The sequence below is a fragment of the Algoriphagus algorifonticola genome (assembly GCF_007655305.1).
Classification (GTDB): Bacteria; Bacteroidota; Bacteroidia; order Cytophagales; family Cyclobacteriaceae; genus Algoriphagus; species Algoriphagus algorifonticola.
Window position 1 is genome coordinate 85,755 of the sequence record NZ_VLOG01000019.1, and the last position, 24,662, is coordinate 110,416.

Genomic DNA, 24,662 nt, shown 5'->3' on the forward strand with positions numbered 1-24,662 from the left:
TAAGCATGTAGACGGTACGGTGTTTCCTTATCTGGACGCGAGTTCGAATCTCGCCAGCTCCACAATTTTGAGTAAATAATCCCTGTAAGTAGTTAATTTACAGGGATTTATTTTTTGATGAATTTTATCTAGTGGATATTCAGTGGTTTTGCCTGGTTAAACATTAATTTGATTTTATACTTTTTACCAAAGTAAGGAATTCTGCTTCAACTTTTGGATTTTGCATATCCCCTACTAGGTTAACCATGTAGGCATTCTTCCCTACTATAAATGCAGCAGTGAACCCCTTGAGGGTTAGCTCTGCATCAACTTTCGTAATACTATAATACTGGACTGAATTTTGTCCAAGTATCTGTCCAGTAGAGATTAATTTATCTCCGCTGGAAATAGCTCCTTCTTTTATTTTGGCCAAGAAACTGGATTTATATGCTTCCTCAGCACTTGCAAAACGAGCTAAGTCTTTGGATAGATCATTCACCGAAACACTGAAAATATAGCCCTCTCCTGCTTTCTGATAATTACAGGTGTAATAGGAAGTATTTTTTATCTTTTGATTGAATTGAGGGCTGCAATCCCATTGAATGGAGATATCCTGATCTCGAAATGAGTATTGACTGTATGCAGTACTAAGACTCAGCACTAGAACAAGTAATGTGAATAATAGATTTTTCATTTTGATTGAATTTAATGTTTGAAAATTAGAGTAACCCCTCATCAGCCAAGCTGGTATACCCACCATTTGAGCCTATTACAAGGTGATCTAGCAATTCGATGTCTATTTCTTTGCAGGCACTTTTTACACGCTTAGTAAGCCTTAAATCCTGCTCTGAAGGACTCAAATTGCCTGAGGGATGATTGTGAGATAAGATTATACTAGATGCCATCCCTTTTAAAGCAACTGCCAATATGATTTTCACATCGCAAATTACAGAAGAATTACCTCCTACAAAGGCCTTGAAATACCCCAACACTCGATTGCTTCTATTCAAATATAGAATGATAAATTCTTCTCTGAGATGTATGGTATCTTGAGAAAATAGAGGCCATAGGACATTAAAACATCCTTGAGAATTAGTAATCTTTTGAATTCCCAACATTTGTTGATTGGGAATGTAGGTGACTTGGATTTCATTAATAATTGCATTCATAATAAATATGGATATAAGAAAGCCCATCATTTCTGACGGGCTTAGTTGGAGATTAATTTAAGTACCAAAATCCTTCTGGACCACTATCCAAAGCCTGTTTCACCTGAAGAGTAAAGTCAAAACTATTCAGTTCTCTTTCTACAAACTTGTCGATATACGAGCTCTTGACTGCTCCTGTCATCAGATTATAAAACCTCCACAAGTCAATTTTTCCACTCTTTGACCTTTTGAAGTTTTTGTCTGAATAATAGTGTTCCGCAACTCTTGAAATCTGAGTATCATTGATCAGCAGAGCTGGTACGTTGGATTTTTCTAATTTGGGAAGATACTGGTAGAGCCTGCCTTTTCCCAGAATCTGAGCAAACTGCCGTTCGGATAGTTCGTAGTCTTTGAGCACTTGCATCTGCTTTAAATGAGTATTCTCATCATAGCCAGCGAGTAATGCTCTAACCTCTTTGAACAATTCATCCAGCGACTTTACACCTAGATCCAGCTTTGCTCCATCGGTGGAAATACAGAGATTGGTACATACAGTATTTTTGAACCCAACAAACACTTTAAAATGCTCATTGGAACCCTTAGCTGAATTCATATTGTCAAGGTTATATGCCTTAACTCCTCCTACAGTAAGGTTCAATCTATTCCCTGCTACATCAGTAGAAATACCTGGAATTTCCAGCATAAAAGCCATCCGCTCATAGTAGATGGTCTTTTCGTGATCCAAAAGCTCATTAGCTTTTTTATTCCTGGCTTCATACACCCTACCTTTTATGGGGTGACTAACCCTAACATTAGCATCTGGAGTAAAAGGAATTCCAAAATGTGCTCTCGCAACTTCTGAAACCACCTCCACAAACTCTACTTGGGAAATGACAGGTTCATTATCTTTCAAAAAAACAGGGATAATGTGCTTATCCCTGATTTCTTCAAGACTAATTTCCTGAGTATTTGCTTCAATAAATTTGGAATTGAGGTTACTAGATTTGGGTTGCACCTTAAACACCCCATTAGGATTCAATACTAAGTTTTCCATTGGATTTGAATTTTGAATTGAACTCGATTTTATTTCGCTGCTCCAGAAATTGCTCCTTGTAGGATTCCTGATATTCCTCTGATTCTTTAAAAAGCTTATATAGCTCTTCCAAAGACTTACAGGCCATAATCTTCTCTCCAAAGGAATTCTCAGATACAGTTTGCACGGGTACTTCAGCAGCCATTTCACACCAATTGCGGATTTGTCTTCCAGTATCCTCAGTAATCTGAAAATCTGGTTTATTTACGAATAGATTGGTTCTATCCTTTGATGCCTTAGCCAAGTGTCTGGCATCCACATCAAAAACTACAGTAAGCTCATAATCCATTCCATCACGGGTAACTCCCTTGAGACCCACCTTCTCTGGAACCATCTTGCCATTCTTTTCAGACAGGACATAATCTTGTTTGCTGCGAATGGTGGCGATGACATGAGCTGGCGCTTGCAGTATGGCATTAATAAATGCATTGTGTCTAGGAGTGATTTTACCCCAATTCTGGAAACTGTTACCCTGCATATTGGAATGGTAATCAACCAAGTATTCCCACTCATGAGAGATACTGTCAAGGACTATTGCCTCCATCCCATGCTGAATGGCCAGTGAAATAGCCTCCACATACTTTTCAGGAGTAAATGGAGCAGAAATGGGAATTACATGGTATTCACCAAGATGGGCATAGAGATCAGCGGAGTTATTCTCACTGTCTATCACCACAATCTTGGACCAGTCACTAACCAAACCAAAGGCTAGCAATAACGAAGAATAGGATTTCCCCGAGCCACTTGACCCCTGAAGTCCTATTTTAATTTTAGCTTGCTTTCGAGCAGCTTTTCTGAAACTTAAATTTGTCATAAGAGCTATAATATTATATGAGTACTAAATAATTGACCTTGATTAAATGCAAAAAAGAGGTGCTTTTGGACACCTCTCCACTTGAATTTACATCAAGCTTTAGTTACTGAACTGAATTTGTGAATAGTTGAATCAGCCCACTTTCAAAGGCATGTGATAAAGAACTGTTACTTTATAAAAGCAGCAAGAATTCCGAAGAAAAGATAGGACTACATATTTCCTGAAGAAAAATCCCCACGGGGTATATCCCCCAATAAATGTTTGGCGGGGGCATTCTTTGTGTAAGTAAGCGAACGGGGGTGCTAATTTAGACAGAGGTTAACTTCTATTTAAAAAAATAAATGACCCCAGTCCATTATTTTAATAAGTAGCTCAATTCACTATCAGTTAACCCCAAGAGATATTTTTTATGTGAAATCCCAAAAACATCTTGCAGTTTTTCATTTGGAAACTCTTCTACCCTTTCTACCTTGAAGAAATTGCTTTTAAACTCTTTCAAATTATATTTTTTAGGATCCTTTTTTCCTGTATCAGGATTTAATTTTCGCGGAATGACTTTCATAACGAATAATTTATTCATTAAATCAACCACATATGCACTTTGATCTAGAATTTTAGCATTTAAAAAATTTCTTATATCAGGGGATTGCTTAATAATGTCTTTCCATATTCCAATTAACTCTTGAGCAGTGTAGTCAGAATTTAAATTGAAAAATTTCCTAAGTAAATCATATTGTGGAGAATGGTAAAGCTGATACAGCTTTAGAATAAAATAAAAGTCTTTAATCAAAATTTTACTTCCCAGATTCAAGTAATAATTGCAACACTAATAGTTTAAGGAAGGAAGCCTAGGCTTCCTTCCTTAGGCTGAATAATTAAATTAGTGTTGACATGCAAAAATTCAATCAGCTCAGCCTAGAGCAAAGATATCAAATCGAGGTTTTAAACAAAGAGGGATTCAGTCAAACTGCAATAGCCTGTCGGGTCGGCGTACACAAAAGTACCATCAGTAGGGAACTGAAAAGAAACACTGGGAAACGGGGACGTAGTGCAGGAAATTACTCAGCACGCATAGCAATGAACCGGGCTCAAGAACGCCATAAATACAAACCCAAACACAGACGGTTTACCGAGGTAATGAAGGAGCAGAGCAGAATCTGGCTGGAAGATGAAAAACTGAGTCCGGAACTGATTGCCGCCAGGTGGAGAGTCAATGGCCAACCGGGAGTGTCCCATGAGACCCTCTACCAATGGATCTGGCTGGCAAAAAAAAGTAACCATTGGCAGTTCAGGAAGGATAGAGGATTATACAAACATCTCAGACACGGTAAAAGAAAACGTAAAAGAGGTAATTACAGGGATTCCAGAGGACTGATCAAAGAAAGAGTTTCCATTGAAAAAAGGCCTCCCGTAGTGGAGCAGAGGCAGCGGATCGGTGATATTGAAGTGGATCTGATGATGGGTAAAAACCATCAATCGGCACTTCTGGTACTGGTAGACCGGGCTACTTTAATCACCACGTTGGAAAAGTTAGAGGGTAAGAACGCCGATGTCATTGAACAGAAAATAACCAGAAGAATCGAACGGATTGGCGCCTCATTTTTTAAGTCAATCACGTTCGATAATGACAAAGCCTTCGCAAACCACCATCGAATCAGGGATAAATTCAACCTGCCAACCTTTTTTACAAGGCCCTATACGTCTCAGGATAAAGGAACGGTGGAAAACAGAATTGGATTGATCAGGGCTTTTTTACCCAAAGGAACAGACCTGAATCAGTACTCGGTGGAACAAATTCAATCCATAGAATTAAAAATCAATAACAGACCCGTTAGAAAGTTTGATTACCTTAGTCCATTACAAAAACTCAAACAAAAATTAGGTGTTGCATTTATGAATTGAACACGGCCTTTTATTTAAATTGATAAACTTCTTCTTTAACAATTCGTAATCCTGACCATACTTTTCAATCAAAAAAACCATCTGAAGAGAAGCTGAATACATCCTCCTATTCTGACGCTGGTTATGAATAAACTGAAATAGCATTGCTTGCTCTATTCCAGAAACTATATTTAATTCCTGATTATTAAGTATCTTGGCATAAATCTCATCAAAAATCTGTGAAATGTGTTCTGAAAAATTTTCAGCAAAATCAACCCCAGTAAATCCCTCCAATTTCTTTGTTACATCAGAAAAGTCACTTTCTTCTTGGACCTCAAAATAATACTGTAATCTCTCAAGCAAGCTATTTGCTCCAGTTTCATAATCTGAGATAGATTTGAAAAAATGTTCTTTATAGTCAATGGTAAAAGAGGAAGGAACAATTTCACCATCTTTATTTTCTCTGACAAATCCTTTTTCTCCATTAATTTTAACTTCTCCAAAGGCAGATTTTATTGAAGCGTAATCATCAGAAAATTCATTGTCACTATAAATTTCCTTCGCATGAATAAAAAGAGAATTTACCTTTTCCACTCTTTCCATAATTTCATCCCTATCAAAAAATTTCACGGAAGTATTTATAGTTCCAAACTTAACTATTTTACACGATAAAAATCCGTTCCTAGCTCTTCCAGTAATTTGATAAATATTTTCAAAAGTAAGCATAGCATGTTGAGGCGCAATTAATACTCCAATCAATAAATGGAATTCGTCATCAAAATCAACACCAGTAAAATATGCCGATGTAACAAATGTAAGCTGATGTTCTAGTTGAATTTTTCCATTTTCTGGAACATCTAACCACCTTGATTTGGAGTGAATTTTATATTTACTATACTGACTACATAATACACCCGTTTTAAACTCATCAATCTTTCCTAATTTTAGTAGGTTATTTATAATGTTATTGATTCCATCAAAAGAATTGATAGCAACCACAATCTTTTCATCCTCTTTCAATAATTCGATGATTTCATAGGTTAATGTATCCAATGGATAATAGACACTAACTAGTTTAATCTCAGGTTTTTCAAAACTTTCCTTCTCAAGGATAAAATAATTAATATTTTCTTCTTGAAAATCAGGGTCTGAAAAAGGGATTAAAGTAGCTGTCAAAGCACACCTATTCTCAAAATCCTTGAAGTAATCAACTGCAAATTCTAATGATGATCTATAGGAAGTATCCACTTGAAAAGTGTCTATTTCATCAACCATCAAGAAATAATCATAGTAAACATCTTCCTCAAGAAAATTGATGAGTCGTGGTAAACTATCTGCCACTACAAAATACTTGTCTATATCATTCTCACCCCTTTCCGAAATGAATTGCTCTAGCGCTTCATTTTTTACATCCCCATTTAAAAATTGATACCTGAATCCATTTTTTGCTTCCTTGCATGCCTTCAAATATTTAGACCTAGCCAGCGCAATGGTAGGAAATACCAGAATACTATCCCTTTCAGCAATTATTTCACAGTGGGTAGCACCTATTCCTGTAAACTTCTTGTATAGGATTCCATTTGGAAGTCCCTTGGAAAAATCCCAGAGTCCATCTTTGTAATCACTTAAAAACCTAATTCTTTCTGGTATTTCAATTGTGAAAGTTGCCATTCTAATGATTTTCGGTTATTCTAATTGGTTGGTCTAGGTAAACCAAGATTTTAATAGGAAGATAATGGACAAGGGTCATTAATTTGGTTAAAAAACAACTGACCCCTGTCCGAATAAATTTTAGATATTATTTTACCGTATTTAAAATATTCAAGTGATCAATTACCTCAAAATGAAAAGTCAATTTCTTCACATGAAAGAGACTTAAATCTTAATCGATCGAAATTCTCATCTTCTCTTGAATTTGCTATATGCCGAATATTCCCTCTAATCAACCCCATTTCACCACTTTGGGCTACAAGGTTGTATCTCTTATCCAAAAATTCATAAGTAACTTTATAGCTTATAGAGTTGGTGAGATTTTCAAAAAATAATGCTTCATATTCTCCAATTTGAATTTTCAGAATCTGAGCACAGGATTTTCCACTAGGGATTGAGCTAACCTCACTTCCAATTTTTTCAATTATTCTATAAAAATCCACCTTTTCAAGTTGTCCATTAGTTTTGTCAATGACATTAAGGAAACTAATCAGTATCTCTATTTCCTCCTCAAGCTCAAGTAATCTAGACCTCTCTGTACCTGATAGATCCTCATTTCTTTTCAAAAAATACTTCAAATCACTTAATAAATCCTCGGCATCATCCTGAAGGTATTCAATTTCATCCTCCTCGGGGAGACTTTCCTCTATTCGGAAATAAATGGAATCTAGTTCTCTTTTAAACTTATTGTAATCCTGATTCAGAACCAAAGTCATAAAGTTCCAAATGAAAATAATAAATGCATTTTTGAGATTTATGTAATCCATGTTTTTTCAATCAATCCTCCGCAGCCATCCCCATTTCACCCATAGGAGGTAGTTGATATTTTTGGTTTATTTTTAAAGCATAAATCTCTACTTGAAATTTCCCTTAAAAATGCATTAAAACTAAATTAGTAAATTAATTTTATAATAAAATAAATTAAAAAATTTGTAGTTTATAATTCTTGCAACAATGCTACTACAAAGTAAAAATATCACTGATATCCATAAGCAACGCCATTAACCATAGATTTCGCCCATTGCCCAGTCATAATGTCCCCATCCTTTACAATAAGGTCTTTAGTGAAAATAAGATGAGCTCCCTTTTTTGCGGCCTCTCTTTTCAACTTTTCTAAGGCTTTGGCATAAACTTTTTCTGCGTTAGAGGCTGCGCCCCATGCCCCAGTGGCTTTCCCACTAACTTCACCTTTCTTTACAAGCCCTAAAACTTCCTCAGGAATATTTGTTATTGAAACTTTTTCCCAATCTTCCTCTCCAATAATTACTATTTTTTCAGAAATTTTTTGAATCCGACCGCTTGAGAATAAAATTTTATCTACTTGTGAAAACGAAATCGATGTTATCAACTCTTCGCCTTCGTACTTATATTTAATACTGTTTTCAAGTATTTCAGTGACTTTGCAGGAAATTATGTCTCCTGTGTGCTTGACGATTTTGTCTTGAGCAAAAGTTGCTGTCGTCGAAAATAGAACCCCTAACAAAATGCTAATTAACTTCATGTTTTACAAAATTTAAATTTTCCCTACTCTTATGGATTTTCAGTCTCTCCCCGTTTCTTTTTTTTTGAGTTTTTAAAACTAGTTAATTATTTACAAATCAGCTCAAACCCTTTCCTAGATAAATAAATTTTCCCTGCATCCAACCCTTTTTTATTTTCAATTTCCAAGATGTACAGCAATTCACCCCCTCTTTTATCATAGACAACTCTGTAGGTAAACTGCTTAATCCTATTGAATTCGTTAATCCCGTATTTATCAAGATAAAACTTACTCCCCCATGATTCGCTATAAAATCCTTGATTATCAAAACCCCCTGATTCTTTTTTTGAGACGATTTCAACTCTACTTCCATCAAATTTATCAATCCTAGTAATAGTTTCAGTACCCAAAATAAACTGGAATGATTCTTCACCGCAAAAGTTAGAAGTGGTGCCTCTCGAATATTCTGTGACAAAAGATTGCGCTCCGCAAACTGAAGAAATGATCAGGAAAATTCCAATTAAAACTATTTTTTTCATTATTTTTCGATTACATTCCTTTAAAGAATTCTTCTAGAGAAATATTCAGTGAATTTAGAATCTTGAGCAAACTACTGAATTTCAAGTCTTCGCCTTTCTCATACCTCCCGTATTGAGCTCTGGGGATATTGTGATCATAAGCGAAATATTCATAGGAGGTATATCCCTTCTCAATTCGAAGCTGCTTGATTCTACTTGCCAATTTTTGAAGCTGTTCCTGTTTGAATTCCTCGAACTGCTCATCCTTATGTTTCATAAAGATAAAGCAAATTCATTACAAACTCTTGCGTTACCACTTAAAAGATACTACTTTGGAGTATCTTTCATCATTTAAATGGGCAACTGTGAAAACATTTCTTGAAATTATTGGGGTATTATTACTTGTTTTTGGAGCTTGGTGGATAGTAAGTAGGTTCTTCTATTATGCCCAAAAAGCTACAGGGGTTAGATTAGTTCAAAATAGAAGTCAAGCTAGAGAGATTAGATCTTTAGAGGAGCATGCTAGGCATTCTCTCGTCAAAGAAGACCCATTGTTAGTGGAATTAGCAAAAAAACAGTGCAGAGAAAAGGGGTTTTCATTAACAATCTCAAATATTTCAGAAGAATTGGAGATTTTAAAAACTAAACTAAACAGGTGACAAACACCATGAAATTACTCATTTTCAACATATTATACAAATATTCATTATCCTATTCTATGAAGATTAGAATTGGTACAATCTATTAAACTAAAATTATGATTGAATATTTCCATACTTTTGAAGAACTATTATTAAATTTTTCGGAAGATTTTCAAAGAGAATATGGTGAAAAAAAATCCCGTGAAATTCATTCCCAGGTTCAAACATCCAAAGCCGTTACCTCTTTGATGAATGATGCAATTTCAAGAAATTTCTTCCCAAACGGCAGAACTATTTGTGAATGCCTAATGAGTTCCAGGCATTTCATGTTTTCCAAGAAGCCTATTATAATGGCTGCAGGAATATTTACTTTGATTAGATTCATGGAAGAATGCAAGCTTAAGGGCATTTCTTATGATCAAGAAAAATATTTGGAATCAGCTAAATCTGTTATTTACCATTGCAGAAAAATGTAAGAGGACTGATTTATTGCAGCCCCCTTTCAATCACTTAAAATAATTCGTTAATTTTTCCAATTCGGATTTTTTCGAATCATCCGCTATCTCCACATACTTCTGAAGAGTAGTAAGCTTCCTATGCCCTGTTATCTTTTGGATTACAGGTAAAGGAATCCCAGCTAAGATGGCATTGGTAATGAAAGTTCTTCTACCCGTATGACTTGCAATCAGCTTATGCTTTGGAAAAGTCAGGTATTGCCTTACTCCTTTCTCATGCCTAACTATTTCAATGGGATCGGTGATTCCAGCTTCTTTGCAGAGGTCCTTGACGTAATCATTGAACTTCTGATTGGAAATTTTCAGTGGCTTTAAGTCATACTCATACTTGTCTAACACTGCTTTTAATCTAGGATGTAATGGAATGGATACTCTCTCCCCTGTCTTCTGGGTATTAATGTATAGAAATTCCCCTCTTACCCAGCTTTTACTTATTCTGACAGCATCCCCAAACCTAAGTCCAGTAAATATCAGGACCAGAAATAAATCCCTCACTTTAGATTCTGAATTCGTCTTTGGGACATACTGAATCAATTTCACCACCTCATCCTTGGTCAGCACTATGGTGTTGGTTTCTACGGTTCTGGGGTATTGAAATTCCTTGTAGAATTCATTTTCCAAAACTCCCTCCTTTTTGAGATAATTCAGAAATAATAGAATAAACCTAAAGTTCTTGTGGATGGTATTGGGCTGTAATCCTACTTTTTGCTCCCAATAATGAGTCAATCTATTGATGAATGTCTGGTTATACTCGACTAGGTACATGCGCTTTTTACCCAAGAATTCTCCTAGATGATTTCGGATGGTGTTCAGCTTAATAACCATTTTGTGCTTGGCAGTTAGCCTCTTCACTTCCATAAACTCATCAAAGAGGGTCAGCATATCTTTTTCCTGAACAGGCTTCTCCTCCAATTTGGCTTTTACTAAATCTGCATTCAGATATCCCAACTCTTTTTCCCATTGGTATAGCTGCTGCTTTACTTCATGGTGCTTATCCTCTAGTCTTCTCAAAAGCTGCTCTTTTTGAGAATAAGATTTAGAGATTGCCCCATTAGTCCAGTATTTTTCATGGATTTCCTCCCCTGTGGGAAGATACATTCTCTCCCTTCTTCCATCTCTGGAAAAGTAGATTTCTATGGTAATCTTACCTATTCCAGATTTCTTACTAGGGTTCTTTAGGACATATTTTGTTCTGTACATTTTCAGTGGCAATTCAGTGGCAGAACTCACTGAAATCCTCTGATTCAATCCATCATTTTACTTACTTATTCAAAGTTTAAAGTCTAAGCCACATCTCACCACCTGTGGTCTGATCCGGGTGGATCCGAGGTGTCGATCAGGTCAGACTGCGAGCGGTGATGCGATTAAGCCGTTCTAAGATCAATCGATAAGCTAGACTCAGGTGTGTCACCCAGCATAGTTTGGTCGAAAACCCAATCGGTGACTAAGCATGTAGACGGTACGGTGTTTCCTTATCTGGACGCGAGTTCGAATCTCGCCAGCTCCACCAAAAAAGCCTCTCAGATTTTGTCTGAGAGGCTTTTCTTTTGATCAAAAACCATTACCCATTCCCCCTCAATATTTCCATTGGAGGCTGGTTGATGATTCTCCGTCCATTTAACCAACCAAGAATGATGGTCAATCCTGTAATTGCCAAATATAGCACTAGGCCAGCTCCCCAAGCCGGACGGAAACTCATTTCAAAAACAAAGGAGCTTAGAAGCCAAGTAGCGACAAAGGATAAAATAATCCCAGATAGAGAGGCTAAGGAACCTAGAAAGAAATATTCCATCGTATTGATTTTTCGGACAGTGGAAGAACTTGCTCCCAATGTTCTCAATAGAATACTCTCCCTCATTCGCTGATACTTACTGATGATTAGTGAACTAATCAAGACCAAAATGCCCGTGGCAATACTAAAGAAAGCCATGAACTGAATCACAAAACTGATTTTATTGAGAATATCTTCCAAGGTCTCTACAATTGCACCCAGATTCACTACTGAAATATTGGGAAACTCTCTCACAATCTCAGCTTGAACATCCGCAGACTCCCTATCATTTTTGGTTTTGGTAATAATGACATGAAATTTGGGAGCTTGCTCCAGAACTCCTGTTGGGAATAATACCAGAAAATTGGTAGAAACCTGATTGAATTTCACATCCCGGAAACTCCCAATATAGGTTTTGATAGGCCTTCCTTGTACATTGAATTCTATCTCATCCCCGATTTTTAGATTATTTCCTTCTGCAAAATCTTTGGCGAAACTCACAAAAATAGAATCCCCTCGAGTTCCGGTTGGGATCAACTCCCCCTGCGCCAATGTCTCTGACGATATCAAGGTATCCCTATAAGTGACTCTAAACTCCCGATTGTATAACCATCTGGAATAATCTTCTTCCTCCGACAATTCCTCGTTTTCCTGCTTATCAATCCCATTAATTTCATTGAGCTGCATGGTCACAATTGGTACATCCTGCAGAATCCTCAAACCACGATCAGTGAGTTTGCTTTTCACGTTTTCCAATTGGGCAGTTTGAATGTCAAACATCAACATATTAGGCTGATCCTCTTTATCGGCAAACTTGGCTTCTTCCAAAAGTTGATTTTGAAGGAAAAACAAGGTACTAATCATTGCAGTCCCCAAGCCTATGGTAGCAATCAGGGATATAGTCTGATTGTTGGGTCTATATAAGTTGGCTAAAGCTTGTCTTAAAGTATATCTCAATGATATCGGAAGAAATTTCCGTACTGCCCACATGATCAATTGTCCTACAGCCCAGAGAATCCCAAAAGCAAAAACCACAAAACCCGAGAAACCAAAGGCTAATTGCACCGACTTCAGCAAATAAAAACTGAAACCCCAGATGAAAAGTAGAATTCCAACTATCACTAACCATCTCAGAGGATCTTTCAACAAGGTGGAGCCTGCTGTTTCGGGTCTTAAAGTCGCCATTGGGGAAACATTTCGGACTTTCAGCAAAGGAAGCATGGCAAAAAGTACGGATACAAAAAGCCCCGTGATTATTCCAAAACCCACTGAAAGCCACGAGACTCCAACCGTGACCTCTACAGGAAGAAAATCAGCAAAAACCGCAGGGAGTACAAACTGAAGCAGTGTGCCTAAAAAGGCGCCTAAAATTGCTCCGACTAGCCCCATGATTTTGATTTCAAAGAGATAGATATATAATACATCTCTGGAGGAAACTCCCAGACATCTCAAAACTGCCACTGAAGCTAGTTTCTCTTTGACAAACACATTGACAGCAGAGGCTACGCCAACACAGCCCAACAAAAGAGCAATAAATGCTACTAGCGAAAGGAAATTGGAAAGATTACCAAAGGACCTTCCTGTGGATCTTTTTCGATCCTCTACAGTATCCGCATCTACACGATCTATTTCCCATTGTTCATTGTAAGGTTCAATCAGAGCCTCCACATCTGTTCCTTCAGCGAATTGGAAGTATCTGTTATACTCGACCCGGCTTCCATATTGAATCAATCCGGTTTCTTCCAAATATTCTAAAGGAATGTAAACAGCAGGGGCAACGGTAGCCGTGATTCCAGTTTGGCCAGGTACTTTTTGAAGTTCGCCTGCAATCTCAAACTCCACCTCGCCTACCTTGATCAAGTCACCTACTTCAGCGTTGAACTGGGCCATGAGCGTTTTTTCAACCAAGGCTTTCTTCCCTCCTGATCTAAAATCGGCATTTCCTCCTGCGGGAATAGTTTCTAAAAGCCCATAAAACGGGAAAGCTCCCTGTAAAGCCCTAACCTGAGTAAGTCTACTAGCGCCTGTCTGAGGAAAGGCTACCATGGAGGCAAAATTTACTTCAGAAGCTGTTTGCGTGGCTATGGAATCAATAGGCTGATCACCTATCGGCTTGCTATTCTCCAAGACCAAATCAGCCCCCAAAAGCTCTTTGGCTTGATTATCAATATCCTGGGTGAGATTTTCTCCAAAGGAACTAATAGCCACAAGCGCCGCTATTCCAACCACGATGGAGGAAACGAACAACAGTAAACGGGAGATGTTCTTCCGGAAATCCCGAAAAGCCATCTTTACTATCCATGCAAAATCAGGCATTTGTATCCTCCTGTATCTTTCCGCCCTTGATATGAATAATTCTCTGAGTTTTTCCGGCAAGTTCCAAGTCGTGGGTCACCAGCACTAAAGTGGTGCCTTTTTCTGTATTGAGATCAAAAATCAATTTTTCTATCATCTCTCCGGTCTCTGTATCCAAATTCCCGGTTGGCTCATCTGCAAAAAGTATTTTGGGCTCATTTGCAAAAGCCCTAGCGATAGACACCCGCTGCTGCTCACCTCCAGATAGTTGCGTAGGGTAATGCGTTGCACGGTCCTTCAAACCTACTTTTTCTAATAATTCCATTGCCTTTCCCCTGGCATCCTTTCGCTTTTTGAGCTCCAGAGGAACCATTACATTTTCCAATGCAGTCAGGGTGGGCAACAATTGAAAATTCTGAAATATAAACCCTACATCTTGACTTCTGACAGCAGCTCTTTGATCTTCCGAGAGGCTTTCCAGAGCTTTTCCATTGAGAACCACAGATCCAGTTGATGAGGAATCCAAACCCGCACAAAGCCCTAATAAGGTGGTTTTTCCACTGCCGGAAGGGCCAACAATAGCGATGGTTTCTCCGGAATTGATATCAAAATTTACTTGGTCCAAAACAGTCAGCTTTCGACTTCCGCTTTGGTAGGTTTTACTCAAATTCTTAATTGAAAGTATGGACATAGAGTTGGATGATGAAACGGATATAAACTAGTAAAACGATCCTAAAAGATCCTTTGTTAAATTAAAATGGATTTTAACAGAGTGATTTCTAAGTTAAAATAAAAGCAGGGATATACTTGAGATAAACTGCTGATTGGTAATATTTGGTTCCGAACTGTTAAAATCTGCTTAATTATCAGCCTTGGGGAGTTTTTCCTTTGCTAGCGCGAACTTTTTTCTTTGAAATGCCTTAATTAGAACAAGTAAATTGATCTATGAAAAAATTAAACTTCTTATTCCTGAGTTTTATAATCCTTGGAAGCTTTGCCTTTTACTCCTGTTCGGAATCGAGACAAACCGAAAAGGTGGACGATATCGAATCAGCTCAAAAGGACATTCAACAAGAGGATAAAAAAACCATTTTGTTTTTTGGTAATAGCCTAACAGCTGGATATGGGATAGACCAGGAAGATGCATTTGCCGGATTGGTACAAAAACGGATTGATAGTCTCAACCTAAATTATAAAGTAATCAATGGAGGGCTCAGTGGCGAAACTACTGCAGGTGGCCTAAGCAGATTAGATTGGTTTCTAGAAGATCAGCCAGATATCTTTGTATTGGAACTTGGAGCAAACGACGGCTTGAGAGGTATTCAGCTGAGTGAGACAAAAAGTAACTTAAAAGCGATTATTGACAAAGTCAGAGAAAAATATCCTGAGACAAAAATTATTCTAGCAGGAATGCAGATCCCACCGAATATGGGTCAGGAATATACCCAAGAGTTTCAGGAAATCTATCCGGCAGTAGCCAAAGAAAAAAATGTAATCCTTATTCCATTCCTATTAGAAGGAGTGGCAGGAAACCCAGACTTGAATCTTCCGGACGGAATTCATCCTACCGAAGAAGGTCATCAAATTGTATTTGAAACAGTTTGGCCATTTATCAAAAGAGAGGTTATTTGATATACAGATCCTTCTTATAAAATTCATCCTAAACCATAACCACTTTCATTGGGATGGAAAGCGCTCTACACAGCCATAAATGACAGGACATGGCAGCGATCAGGCTGAGCGGAGTCATTGTCAGGCTGAGTGGAGTAGAAGCCTTGAATCCCCAATCAATATTTGGAAGAATTGAAATTTTCCTCGTCTTCTTTTCGATTATTTTTATTTGTCATAAATGGATTTCCATCCTTAAAATTTTTATCCTATATTTTCGACTTCATTAAAAATTTTTGAAAATGAGTTTTCAAATCAAAGAATCCGGACAAGCTTACGACGTGATCATCGTAGGCTCCGGAGCTGGTGGCGGGATGGCATCCAAAGTGCTCTCAGAAGCAGGATTATCCGTTGCCGTAGTGGAAGCAGGTGGAGATTTTGACCCTGCCAAAGAAGAGGATAGAACCCAGTTAAGACCACCCTGGGAATCCCCAAGAAGGGGTGCCGGAACAAGAATCCGCCCTTTTGGAGACTTTGACCAAGCAATCGGAGGCTGGGATATTGAAGGGGAACCTTATACCAGAAAAGATGGTACCCAATTCGATTGGTTTAGATCAAGAATGGTCGGCGGCCGAACCAATCACTGGGGAAGGATTTCTCTGAGATTTGGGCCTAATGATTTCAAAAGAGCCAGCATTGATGGATTTGGAGATGATTGGCCGATTGGATACGAAGATGTCAAACCATATTATGACAAAGTAGATAAGCTGATCGGAGTTTTTGGCACCAAAGAAGGCATTTACAATGAACCGGATGGTTTTTTCCTACCTCCTCCCAAGCCTAGACTGCATGAACTTTTCATCAAGAAGGGAGCGGACAAGGCTGCCATTCCGATGATTCCATCTAGACTTTCCATGCTAACCCGCCCAATCAATAATGAGCGGGGAGTTTGCTTTTTTTGTGCTCAGTGTAATCGGGCTTGTCAGGCATATGCCGATTTCTCAGCAGGAACCTGTTTGGTGCACCCTGCAATGAAAAAAGGAAAAGTGGACCTTTTTACTCACTCCATGGTCAGAAAGGTTACCACAGACGACCAAGGTTTGGCAACTGGAGTATCCTTTGTCTCCAAAATGGATATGAAGGAATACAAGTTGAAGTCTCGGGTAGTAGTATTAGGAGCTTCAGCCTGCGAATCGGCAAGAATCATGATGAACTCCAAATCCAAAAGCCATCCGAATGGGATTGGGGCTGATTCCGGTGCACTAGGAAGATATCTTCATGATTCTACTGGAGCTGATCGCATGGGTATTATGCCTGATTTGATCGATCGTGAACGCTATAATGAAGATGGCGTTGGAGGTATGCATATGTATACTCCATGGTGGCTGGATAATAAAAAACTAGACTTCGCCCGGGGTTACCATATCGAATACTGGGGAGGCATGGGGCAGCCAGCTTATGGCACAGGCATGAGTATGGATAGCATGCGACAGTATATCAAAGATGAGTTTGGAAACCCTAGTCCGAATGGAGGCTATGGTGAAGGATTGAAAAAAGACATTCGAAGAATATACGGGTCAACCTTAGGCATGTCAGGACGGGGTGAAAGCGTTCCTCGTTATGACAATTACTGTGAAATAGACCCCAACGTGGTGGATAAATATGGAATCCCTGTTTTGAGATTCAACTACAATTGGACAGATCAGGAAATCAAGCAAGCTAAGCATATGCAGGATACTTTTGAAGAAATCCTGACCAATGCCGGAGCAATTCTTTTAGGCAAAAAACCTGGACCGGAAAGTAAGTATGGGTTGGCAGCTCCGGGTAGAATTATCCATGAAGTAGGAACTACCAGAATGGGAAATGACCCTAAATCATCTGTGTTGAATTCCAATTGTCAGGCACATGACTGCAAAAACTTATTTGTAGTAGACGCTGGATCATTTGTATCTCAGGCAGACAAAAATCCAACTTGGACTATCTTGGCTCTATCATGGAGAACATCAGATTATATAGTTGATCAGTTGAAAAAGAAAAATATCTAAGCCATGAATAGAAGAGAAAACCTAAAATTACTCTTTACAGGCTCCTTAGGAGCAGGTTTGCTGATGACAGGCTGTGATCCCGAAGATAGCAGCATCGCTCATGAGCCTATATTGACAGGAGGAACTCCTGGAGGAAGAACTGAAGAGGAAAAAATCAGGGATGCGAAATTACTGGCTGATCAATTTTTCACAGATGAAGAGCGCAAAAAACTTGATACGCTCATTGACATTATCATGCCAGCTGACAATGAATCTCCTGCTGCGACGGAGCTCAAAGTGACAGATTTCATGGATTTCATGATGCTGGACCAACCCAACTATCAGACGCCTATGAGAGGTGGATTGATGTGGCTGGACTTTGAAGCGGATGAAAAGTTCGGAAAGCCTTTCAATGAGCTATCCAAAGATCAAGTCCTTGAAATTGTTGAATTGGTAGCTTGGCCTGACAAAGCAGACCCCGCCTATGAAGGGGGAGTAAAATGGTTTAACCTATTGAGAAATCTAACCTGCACTGGGTATTTTACCACAGAGGCAGGCTGGAAATACATGGGCTATAAAGGCAACCAGCCAAATGTATGGAACGGAGTACCACAGGAAGTACTCGACAAACATGGCCTTACCAATCCTGAAGAATATGCCGCTCTCTACCTCAAACCTGAAGATAGAGCCAAAGTCGCTCAATGGGATGATGAAGGCAATTTGATTGGTTAAATCCAAAAAAATCCACAGGATATTTTCTGTGGATTTTTTTTGATCTATTTTTCCGGAAAATTCCAGCTCTATGTTTAAAAGCTTCAAACAAGTCTCTTTTTTCTTAGTGATTTCTCTCGCTATTCTTTCAATGAGTTGCTCCAAGAGCGTAACTCTCACAAGATTGACACCAGCCCCTATCAATGTACCCTCATCTGTTCAGACCATTGTCATCGTGGACAGAACTAAGCCACAAAATGAAATGGTGAATGTAATTGAAGGCCTGATTACCGGAGAAATGCCCTTTGAAGTAAGAAACAGCATAGACGCTACTTTGGCTACTTTACAGCAACAGCTGAATACCAGCCCTCGCTATCAAATCAAACGTGCCAACCAAAGACTCACGGGTGGAATGTTTGGGCAGGTTTTCCCCCAACCTCTGGATTGGTTTACGATAGAAAGACTCTGCGAGCAATATCAGGCTGATGCGGTTTTGGCTCTTGAAAATTTCAATTCTGATTTTATCACCACTGAGAAAGAAGCAATCATCAAGAAAACAGTTGGAGAGGGAAAAAATGCGCAAACCGTGGAAGTCAAAGGATTGAGATTAGAAGGAGTAGCCAATGTCTCAGCTGGATTTCGACTATATGACCCTCAAAACAAAACGATTGTTGACCAGCAAAGATTTCAAAAAACCAATACCTGGACTGCTGAAGCAGAGACAAAAACCCAAGCTTTGGCATTATTGATTGCAAAAGCAGATGCCACCAGGATAGTTGGAGAGCTTGCCGGCTCTGGTTATGCATATAAAATCGCTCCGATGTTTGTTAGTATTAGCCGAGACTATTTCAGAAAGTCCAAAACTCAACCAGCATTGGAGAATGGAAACCGCTTTGCAGAAGTTGGGAAATGGGAAGAAGCCATCCAAACCTGGGAAGAAGGGATAGTTGGAGCTGATTATAAGACCAGTGCCAAATTACTTTACAATATCGCAGTAGGTTATGAAGTATTAGGAAGCCTCCACATGGCCCATGATTATGCATCTCAGGCATACACTCAATATGGATTAAAAAAGGGTAGAAATTATGCCCAAATGCTTTCTGCTGAAATACGAAATCAGGAGCTCTTGGAAAATCAAATGAGAGTAGAGAGTGAATAAAAGACTGACATTTTATATGGAGTTCTAATTCATATAGTCCAAGTCTATTTGATTTTTCACAATAAATTAATATGTGTATTCGAATTCTTGCACGTACCCAAATAGTAACTAGATCTACTGATGAATTTAGGCAACTCCCCCTTTTCAAAGGGGGCAAGGGGGATTTTTCAAAGGTAAGTTTTAAGATAACTCATCTATGTGCAGCATTCCGAATAGTCATATAAATTAATCAGTCTAAACAAAAAGAAGCTTAATTATTTTTATTCAGGGCTCTCCTGACTATTTTTAGCGTTCATCTTTCTTTTTCGTAATATGAAAAATAAAATTCTAGGCATCTGCCTTTTTTCGATGAGTCTTTTTGCCTGCGAGACTGAAAAAGAACAAACTATTTCCGAGTCTAATGAATGGGAATTAGTAATAGTAGATTCTATTCAAGTGGATTATTTGGGAACTTTTAATTGAGGAGAATTCACCAACGGAATAGGTTTATTATTTAATTTCAAAGAAAACAAACTCCTTAAATTCGATGAGGAAGGCAATATCCTTTATGAAGAATCCTACCCGAAAGAAGGGCCCGGTAAGGTTTTTTACCCAACCAAAACCAGAATTACCAAAGATGGAAAATTGTACGCAGCAAGCTTTGTCGGTTGGTTATATGAATTTAATCAAGATCTAACTTTTAAGCGCGAAATCAATTTAGAGTTTCTAACAGAAGCCAAAGATGGTGGTGGGATTATGCGTACTATTGATGAATGGAGAGATTACTTGATTCTTTATTATCCTGGAAGAGATGGTGCCAACCCTTATGACCCTCATTTTATAAGAGATCATTATTTATTGGAAAAAGTAGACCCAGAAACTGGAAAATCCGAACCCATCATTAAAATTCCTCCCATCTCTAGATATGCATCTGATGCATTCTACGAAAGGCCATGGATTCATTTTTCAGTTTTAGATGACCTGCTTTATTTGATATTGGACAATGAACCCCTAATCCATATCTACGACCTTTCTCAAGGCGATGGAAAATTCCTCAAAACGATTCCAATTAGTCCTTCAAATTTCATGGATAATGGGGAGCATTCAGAAAAATATCAATACATCTCAGGAAGTAAAATGTTAGATGGATCGGTACGTCAGGTATTTCCTACTCAGCAAGGCATAGCTGTTTATTACACAGAGGGAATAAATGAAGATGTATTTATGGAAAATGAATTATTTAATCCCGACAACTTCTCAGAATACCCAAATCATCAGAGACAGATCTTAAAGATTGTTCAACCCGACTCAACACTCTCCAATGAAATTTCAATTCCCCATAAAATTCAAAGAATACTGAATATTGAATCTTTGGACAAACCTTTTTACGCTCTACGACATGATGAATACTTAGGCGAAGAGCAAGATTATCTGACCTTTTACAAACTTCAACTCAAGCAAAAATGAAAAACCGACTACTGATTTTTCTATCTCCTTTTATTCTTTTGATTGGATGCAGTCAAGATAAAAGCGAAAAACCAACTACTCCACTTAGTGAGCAGGAATTGCAATTTGAGGTCTATGACTCCTTGGTGGTGGATTATTTGGGAAATCTTACTTTGATGGATATCAATCCTGCAGGAAATCGCTTTTTATTAATTGATCAAAACACAGAGGATATCCTGATTACAGATGAAAAAGGAACCATTCTTCACCAATACAACCTAAGTCAAGAAGGTCCTGATCAAATTTTGGGTAATCGTTTAGGAGTAGCAAAATTTATGGATAATGAGAAATACCTCGTACCTGGAAGTAAAGGACTGACAACCTACACGCTGGATGGAAAACGATCAGATTCCTTCAAACCTGAATTTACTGGATTATCCAGCTTGGTGATTCCATCCAGTCAATCTCATTACGTTTGGGGAAATCAAGTAATTGTTCAAATGCCCGGTAGATTTTCCGATCTGGGTCAGCAGGGAATCGATTTACAGCTTAAATCTAAAAGATTGGAAATGGTTGATTTGAATACAGGAGAATATCAAGCAATCATCCCCTTTCCACAGGAATCCAAATTTAGTAGTGACACCAAAGAGTTCGGAGCACTCGACTTTTATTGCAGTTTCACTGTAAGTGGAGATTCGCTTCATTTGAGTTTCCGTAATGAAGCCAAAATATTCAGCTACTCACTCAAAAACCTGGAAAATCCCCCACTCGTAAAACCCATTCCTTTCCCAAATTTCCAAGAAAGAAATACTGACAAAAAGCCAACAAATGGAGGCTTCAATGCCAGAGACTTTTTTTTAGGGTCTGTTAACGCTGTTTTACGATTAACTGAGCAAGAGCTCTTGATTTCATACCTCTCCGGCTTAGATGATGAAACTGCCAATCAAATAATCTCAGAGGCGGGGTCTGACTTTAACAAAATGTTTGATGAAGCTAATAAATTAACCGAGGGAGGCTTGGTGATTTTTGATGGTAAATCCATCAGCAAACTCATTGAGATTCCTGAAATACTTGGAAACTTGAATAAAGTCAACTCCAAAGAAGAAATCTGGTTTTCGTTGAATTTTTCTGAAGCTGAAAATGATTACTCAGTGATTTACAAGACTAGGTTAGTGAATAAATAAAACCATTCAACATCCACCTTTTCCTCTTGCGGGCATTTCCATACGGATTTGCCCGCTTATGCTTATATTCCTGTCCAATCACAGAAAACCGTATGAAAAAAACCACAACTTACCTGATTCTAACTGCAGGAATTCTCTCATTTAGTAGCTTGCAGGCTCAGGATATCAAACCCACCAGCGAAAAAGCATTCAAGGAGTCTATGGAAAAACATCAACAGATGTTTAGCTCTACGCCATTGAAATCATTTAAAGCCCGAAATATCGGCCCTACCAACATGTCAGGGAGGATTGTAGATATCGAGGTAGCACAGAACCCTAATACCTTCTACATAGCTGCTGCTTCAGGAGGAGTTTGGAAAACTGAGGACAACGGACAGTCCTTCACCCCTATTTTTGACCATCAAGGAGCTTTGGGAATTGGAGATATGGCCCTTTCCCCTTCAAATAATAACATCTTATGGGTAGGTACTGGAGAAAATAATTCTTCCCGATCCACTTATGCCGGAGCAGGAATTTACAAGTCCACGGATGCCGGAAAAACTTGGGAATTCATGGGCCTTCCATATTCCCAGCATATAGGACAGATTCAAATTCACCCTACCAACCCTGATATTGTATGGGTGGGATCAATGGGCAGTCTGTATTCCAAAAATAAGGAACGAGGAATTTACAAAACCACTGATGGGGGCAAGAGCTGGAAAAAAGTATTATACATTGATGACAATACTGGAATCATCGATATCAAAATTCATCCTTCAAACCCTAACATATTGTTAGCAGCTTCCTGGGAAAGATTCAGACAAGCACACGACTTCGTTGGACAAGGTAAAGGCTCTGCGATTTGGAGATCTGAAGACGGAGGAAACACTTGGAAAAAGGCAGTTGCTGGCTTTCCTCAAGATGAATTTGTTGGTAGAATCGGATTTGATTTTGCACAGAGCAATCCCAATGTAGTTTATGCACTGTTAGATAATCAGGCAAAATCTGACCAGGCCCAAGAGGAACCTAGACAAAGAAGAGAAGAAGAGGAAAATCCCTTGAAATTTGATGATTTCAAACAAATGAACCTGGCGGAAGCTTTGGGACTGGAAGAAAAGCGATTGAACTCTTTTTTACGCAGAAATCAATTTGCCAGTAAGTACACGGCTGAAGAGGTAAAAAGACAGCTTCGAACAGGTAAAATTACCTTGGCTCAAATAGCGAATTACAATGGGGATTCCAATGATGCCAATGCTGCATTATTTGATGCTCCAATCAAAGGGGCAGAAATATACAGATCCGCAGATGCTGGTAAATCCTGGACTAAAGTTTCAGAGTCAGATTTAAGAAGGCTGTACAATACTTACGGTTATTATTTCGGTGAAATTCGGGTAAATACTCAGGATGAAAATGAGGTGTTCGTATTAGGTGTGCCTTTGATGGTATCTAGGGACGGAGGTAAAAACTTCACCCGAACGGATTCCATCGGAAGACCACATTCAGATCATCAATCCATGTGGATCAATCCTCAAGATGGGAAACATATCTTATTAGGAAATGACGGAGGCTTATATAGAAGTTACGGTGGTGGCGCAAGATGGGATCATCTCAACACGCAGATGCCTATTTCTCAATTTTATTCCATCATGACAGATAATGCCCGCCCATACAATGTCTATGGAGGTATGCAAGATAATGGAGTTTGGTTTGGAAGCTCAAAAAATGACCCTTCTGCACCTTGGGAATCTCTCATGGGAGGTGATGGAATGGTGGTCGCCGTGGATACCAGAGACAACAATATCGTTTACACCGGATTCCAGTTCGGGAATTATTTCAGAATAGACAAAAGTTCAGGAGACAGAAAAAGAATCACACCGGGCCATGATATTGGAAATACTCCAAACAGATGGAATTGGAGAACTCCTGCCCGTTTGAGCCATCATAATCAGGACATCATTTATATGGGTTCTCAGTATGTTTATCAGAGCTTGGATCAGGGAAGTACTTGGACTACCATTTCACCGGACTTGACCAAAAACAAAAAAAGTGGAAATGTACCATTTGCAACTCTGACAGTGGTTGAGGAATCTCCATTTGAGTTTGGAACTCTATATGCCGGTTCTGACGATGGCAATGTCTGGATCACCCGCAATAACGGAGGAAACTGGACTTCATTGAATGCAGGTTTACCTCAAGATAGATGGGTAAGTTCGATAGCCCCTTCCAAACATCAGGAGGGCTTGGTCTATATCACTTTGAACGGCTATAGATTTGATGACTTTGGCACCTACGTATTCAAAAGTACTGATTATGGGAAAACTTGGATTTCTGTCCAAGGAAATATGCCGGAAGAATCCAGCAATATCATAGTAGAAGATCATACTAACCCTAATATCTTGTATTTGGGAACGGACCATGGGCTTTATGTTACGATGGACGGCGGTAATAACTGGAATCTATTCCAAGGTGAGATCCCAAATGTGGCCATTTATGACATGGTAATTCAAGAAAGAGAAAACGATCTTGTCATTGGTACACATGGCAGAAGCGTTTACATTGTTGAGCTGGAGCCTATCCATAAATTGGCTAAACCAGATCAAAAAGTAATGGATTAAGTATAAGCTAAAAAAGAGAGGGCTGCAATTTATTTTGCAGCCCTTTTCTATTTAACCCGAAATATGCAGTAGACTTCTTATTACGAGTCCAAACCGCTTCAAAATCAATCGC

The 24,662-nt window shown here is 38.6% G+C and carries 23 protein-coding genes and 1 other RNA gene (1 of these 24 only partly in view); 11 read left to right on the plus strand and 13 right to left on the minus strand.

Annotation, left to right across the window (positions count from 1 at the left end):
• Positions 1-65, plus strand: a transfer-messenger RNA (tmRNA) gene (gene ssrA, locus FL972_RS04065); it begins 406 nt to the left of the window's first position.
• 98 nt (positions 66-163) lie between these two features.
• Here ssrA and FL972_RS04070 read toward each other — a convergent pair.
• From FL972_RS04070 to FL972_RS04090, 5 genes are all read right to left on the minus strand, one after another.
• Positions 164-673: a hypothetical protein gene (locus tag FL972_RS04070; protein ID WP_144603818.1), complete on the minus strand. Its 510-nt coding sequence runs from the start codon at positions 671-673 to the stop codon at positions 164-166.
• A gap of 25 nt (positions 674-698) precedes the next feature.
• Positions 699-1,148 carry a JAB domain-containing protein gene (locus FL972_RS04075; RefSeq protein WP_144603819.1) on the minus strand — a complete coding sequence of 150 codons (450 nt, stop codon included), beginning with the start codon at positions 1,146-1,148 and terminating at the stop codon, positions 699-701.
• 52 nt (positions 1,149-1,200) lie between these two features.
• On the minus strand, positions 1,201-2,181 hold the full coding sequence (locus tag FL972_RS04080) for a DUF3871 family protein (protein WP_144603820.1): 981 nt from the start codon (positions 2,179-2,181) through the stop codon (positions 1,201-1,203).
• Positions 2,156-3,034 carry an AAA family ATPase gene (locus FL972_RS04085; RefSeq protein ID WP_144603821.1) on the minus strand — a complete coding sequence of 293 codons (879 nt, stop codon included), beginning with the start codon at positions 3,032-3,034 and terminating at the stop codon, positions 2,156-2,158. The genes FL972_RS04080 and FL972_RS04085 overlap by 26 nt, the downstream gene beginning before the upstream one ends.
• Before the next feature lie 355 nt (positions 3,035-3,389).
• A complete protein-coding gene (locus FL972_RS04090; RefSeq protein WP_144603822.1) occupies positions 3,390-3,824 on the minus strand; it encodes a hypothetical protein in 435 nt (144 codons plus the stop codon).
• A 101-nt stretch (positions 3,825-3,925) separates the two neighbouring features.
• Here FL972_RS04090 and FL972_RS04095 point away from each other — a divergent pair, with 101 nt between their 5' ends.
• Positions 3,926-4,936: an IS30 family transposase gene (locus tag FL972_RS04095; protein WP_144602280.1), complete on the plus strand. Its 1,011-nt coding sequence runs from the start codon at positions 3,926-3,928 to the stop codon at positions 4,934-4,936.
• On the opposite strand, the gene FL972_RS04100 is transcribed toward FL972_RS04095, so the two are convergent.
• The 5 genes from FL972_RS04100 to FL972_RS04120 form a co-directional block, all read right to left on the minus strand.
• Entirely contained in the window at positions 4,913-6,586 is a 1,674-nt protein-coding gene (locus tag FL972_RS04100) for a DEAD/DEAH box helicase family protein (RefSeq protein WP_144603823.1), read from the minus strand. The two genes, FL972_RS04095 and FL972_RS04100, sit on opposite strands and share 24 nt — an antisense overlap.
• A 167-nt stretch (positions 6,587-6,753) precedes the next feature.
• On the minus strand, positions 6,754-7,392 hold the full coding sequence (locus FL972_RS04105; RefSeq protein WP_144603824.1) for a hypothetical protein: 639 nt from the start codon (positions 7,390-7,392) through the stop codon (positions 6,754-6,756).
• A 209-nt stretch (positions 7,393-7,601) separates the two neighbouring features.
• A complete protein-coding gene (locus FL972_RS04110) occupies positions 7,602-8,126 on the minus strand; it encodes a hypothetical protein (protein ID WP_144603825.1) in 525 nt (174 codons plus the stop codon).
• Between the two features lie 86 nt (positions 8,127-8,212).
• Positions 8,213-8,644, minus strand: a complete 432-nt coding sequence (locus tag FL972_RS04115; RefSeq protein WP_144603826.1) for a hypothetical protein — start codon at positions 8,642-8,644, stop codon at positions 8,213-8,215.
• Between the two features lie 10 nt (positions 8,645-8,654).
• Complete coding sequence (locus FL972_RS04120) at positions 8,655-8,900, minus strand: helix-turn-helix domain-containing protein (RefSeq protein ID WP_144603827.1); 246 nt, start codon at positions 8,898-8,900, stop codon at positions 8,655-8,657.
• A gap of 88 nt (positions 8,901-8,988) precedes the next feature.
• Here FL972_RS04120 and FL972_RS04125 point away from each other — a divergent pair, with 88 nt between their 5' ends.
• Complete coding sequence (locus FL972_RS04125) at positions 8,989-9,282, plus strand: hypothetical protein (protein ID WP_144603828.1); 294 nt, start codon at positions 8,989-8,991, stop codon at positions 9,280-9,282.
• A 98-nt stretch (positions 9,283-9,380) separates the two neighbouring features.
• Entirely contained in the window at positions 9,381-9,740 is a 360-nt protein-coding gene (locus FL972_RS04130; RefSeq protein WP_144603829.1) for a hypothetical protein, read from the plus strand.
• Positions 9,741-9,770: 30 nt separating this feature from the next.
• On the opposite strand, the gene FL972_RS04135 is transcribed toward FL972_RS04130, so the two are convergent.
• The 3 genes from FL972_RS04135 to FL972_RS04145 all read right to left on the minus strand — a co-directional run bounded on the left by FL972_RS04135 (position 9,771) and on the right by FL972_RS04145 (position 14,536).
• On the minus strand, positions 9,771-10,979 hold the full coding sequence (locus FL972_RS04135; RefSeq protein WP_144603830.1) for a tyrosine-type recombinase/integrase: 1,209 nt from the start codon (positions 10,977-10,979) through the stop codon (positions 9,771-9,773).
• A gap of 361 nt (positions 10,980-11,340) precedes the next feature.
• Complete coding sequence (locus FL972_RS04140; RefSeq protein ID WP_144603831.1) at positions 11,341-13,866, minus strand: ABC transporter permease; 2,526 nt, start codon at positions 13,864-13,866, stop codon at positions 11,341-11,343.
• Positions 13,859-14,536, minus strand: a complete 678-nt coding sequence (locus FL972_RS04145) for an ABC transporter ATP-binding protein (RefSeq protein WP_144603832.1) — start codon at positions 14,534-14,536, stop codon at positions 13,859-13,861. The genes FL972_RS04140 and FL972_RS04145 overlap by 8 nt, the downstream gene beginning before the upstream one ends.
• Before the next feature lie 254 nt (positions 14,537-14,790).
• Between FL972_RS04145 and FL972_RS04150 the strand changes: the two genes are divergently transcribed.
• From FL972_RS04150 to FL972_RS04180, 7 genes are all read left to right on the plus strand, one after another.
• Positions 14,791-15,477 (plus strand): arylesterase, encoded by a 687-nt coding sequence (locus FL972_RS04150; RefSeq protein WP_144603833.1) that lies wholly within the window; start codon positions 14,791-14,793, stop codon positions 15,475-15,477.
• Positions 15,478-15,755: 278 nt separating this feature from the next.
• A complete protein-coding gene (locus tag FL972_RS04155; RefSeq protein ID WP_144603834.1) occupies positions 15,756-17,498 on the plus strand; it encodes a GMC family oxidoreductase in 1,743 nt (580 codons plus the stop codon).
• A 3-nt stretch (positions 17,499-17,501) separates the two neighbouring features.
• On the plus strand, positions 17,502-18,209 hold the full coding sequence (locus FL972_RS04160) for a gluconate 2-dehydrogenase subunit 3 family protein (protein ID WP_144603835.1): 708 nt from the start codon (positions 17,502-17,504) through the stop codon (positions 18,207-18,209).
• A 70-nt stretch (positions 18,210-18,279) separates the two neighbouring features.
• The gene (locus FL972_RS04165; RefSeq protein WP_186299989.1) at positions 18,280-19,347 is read left to right on the plus strand and encodes a DUF6340 family protein; all 1,068 of its coding nucleotides are present in this window, start codon (positions 18,280-18,282) and stop codon (positions 19,345-19,347) included.
• Between the two features lie 624 nt (positions 19,348-19,971).
• Positions 19,972-20,793: a hypothetical protein gene (locus tag FL972_RS04170; RefSeq protein ID WP_250161280.1), complete on the plus strand. Its 822-nt coding sequence runs from the start codon at positions 19,972-19,974 to the stop codon at positions 20,791-20,793.
• Entirely contained in the window at positions 20,790-21,956 is a 1,167-nt protein-coding gene (locus FL972_RS04175) for a DUF4221 family protein (protein WP_144603836.1), read from the plus strand. The genes FL972_RS04170 and FL972_RS04175 overlap by 4 nt, the downstream gene beginning before the upstream one ends.
• A gap of 92 nt (positions 21,957-22,048) precedes the next feature.
• Positions 22,049-24,550 carry a WD40/YVTN/BNR-like repeat-containing protein gene (locus FL972_RS04180; protein ID WP_144603837.1) on the plus strand — a complete coding sequence of 834 codons (2,502 nt, stop codon included), beginning with the start codon at positions 22,049-22,051 and terminating at the stop codon, positions 24,548-24,550.
• Positions 24,551-24,662: the final 112 nt, after the last annotated feature.

Bases quoted from the DNA above. Each gene is read 5' to 3' on its own strand.
- FL972_RS04120 (WP_144603827.1), bottom strand. From the start codon at position 8,900: ATGAAACATAAGGATGAGCAGTTCGAGGAATTCAAACAGGAACAGCTT.
- FL972_RS04110 (WP_144603825.1), bottom strand. From the start codon at position 8,126: ATGAAGTTAATTAGCATTTTGTTAGGGGTTCTATTTTCGACGACAGCA.
- FL972_RS04135 (WP_144603830.1), bottom strand. From the start codon at position 10,979: ATGTACAGAACAAAATATGTCCTAAAGAACCCTAGTAAGAAATCTGGA.
- FL972_RS04105 (WP_144603824.1), bottom strand. From the start codon at position 7,392: ATGGATTACATAAATCTCAAAAATGCATTTATTATTTTCATTTGGAAC.
- FL972_RS04115 (WP_144603826.1), bottom strand. From the start codon at position 8,644: ATGAAAAAAATAGTTTTAATTGGAATTTTCCTGATCATTTCTTCAGTT.
- FL972_RS04155 (WP_144603834.1), top strand. From the start codon at position 15,756: ATGAGTTTTCAAATCAAAGAATCCGGACAAGCTTACGACGTGATCATC.
- FL972_RS04175 (WP_144603836.1), top strand. From the start codon at position 20,790: ATGAAAAACCGACTACTGATTTTTCTATCTCCTTTTATTCTTTTGATT.
- FL972_RS04160 (WP_144603835.1), top strand. From the start codon at position 17,502: ATGAATAGAAGAGAAAACCTAAAATTACTCTTTACAGGCTCCTTAGGA.
- FL972_RS04080 (WP_144603820.1), bottom strand. From the start codon at position 2,181: ATGGAAAACTTAGTATTGAATCCTAATGGGGTGTTTAAGGTGCAACCC.
- FL972_RS04145 (WP_144603832.1), bottom strand. From the start codon at position 14,536: ATGTCCATACTTTCAATTAAGAATTTGAGTAAAACCTACCAAAGCGGA.
- FL972_RS04085 (WP_144603821.1), bottom strand. From the start codon at position 3,034: ATGACAAATTTAAGTTTCAGAAAAGCTGCTCGAAAGCAAGCTAAAATT.
- FL972_RS04100 (WP_144603823.1), bottom strand. From the start codon at position 6,586: ATGGCAACTTTCACAATTGAAATACCAGAAAGAATTAGGTTTTTAAGT.
- FL972_RS04165 (WP_186299989.1), top strand. From the start codon at position 18,280: ATGTTTAAAAGCTTCAAACAAGTCTCTTTTTTCTTAGTGATTTCTCTC.
- FL972_RS04095 (WP_144602280.1), top strand. From the start codon at position 3,926: ATGCAAAAATTCAATCAGCTCAGCCTAGAGCAAAGATATCAAATCGAG.
- FL972_RS04150 (WP_144603833.1), top strand. From the start codon at position 14,791: ATGAAAAAATTAAACTTCTTATTCCTGAGTTTTATAATCCTTGGAAGC.
- FL972_RS04140 (WP_144603831.1), bottom strand. From the start codon at position 13,866: ATGCCTGATTTTGCATGGATAGTAAAGATGGCTTTTCGGGATTTCCGG.
- FL972_RS04130 (WP_144603829.1), top strand. From the start codon at position 9,381: ATGATTGAATATTTCCATACTTTTGAAGAACTATTATTAAATTTTTCG.
- FL972_RS04070 (WP_144603818.1), bottom strand. From the start codon at position 673: ATGAAAAATCTATTATTCACATTACTTGTTCTAGTGCTGAGTCTTAGT.
- FL972_RS04075 (WP_144603819.1), bottom strand. From the start codon at position 1,148: ATGAATGCAATTATTAATGAAATCCAAGTCACCTACATTCCCAATCAA.
- FL972_RS04180 (WP_144603837.1), top strand. From the start codon at position 22,049: ATGAAAAAAACCACAACTTACCTGATTCTAACTGCAGGAATTCTCTCA.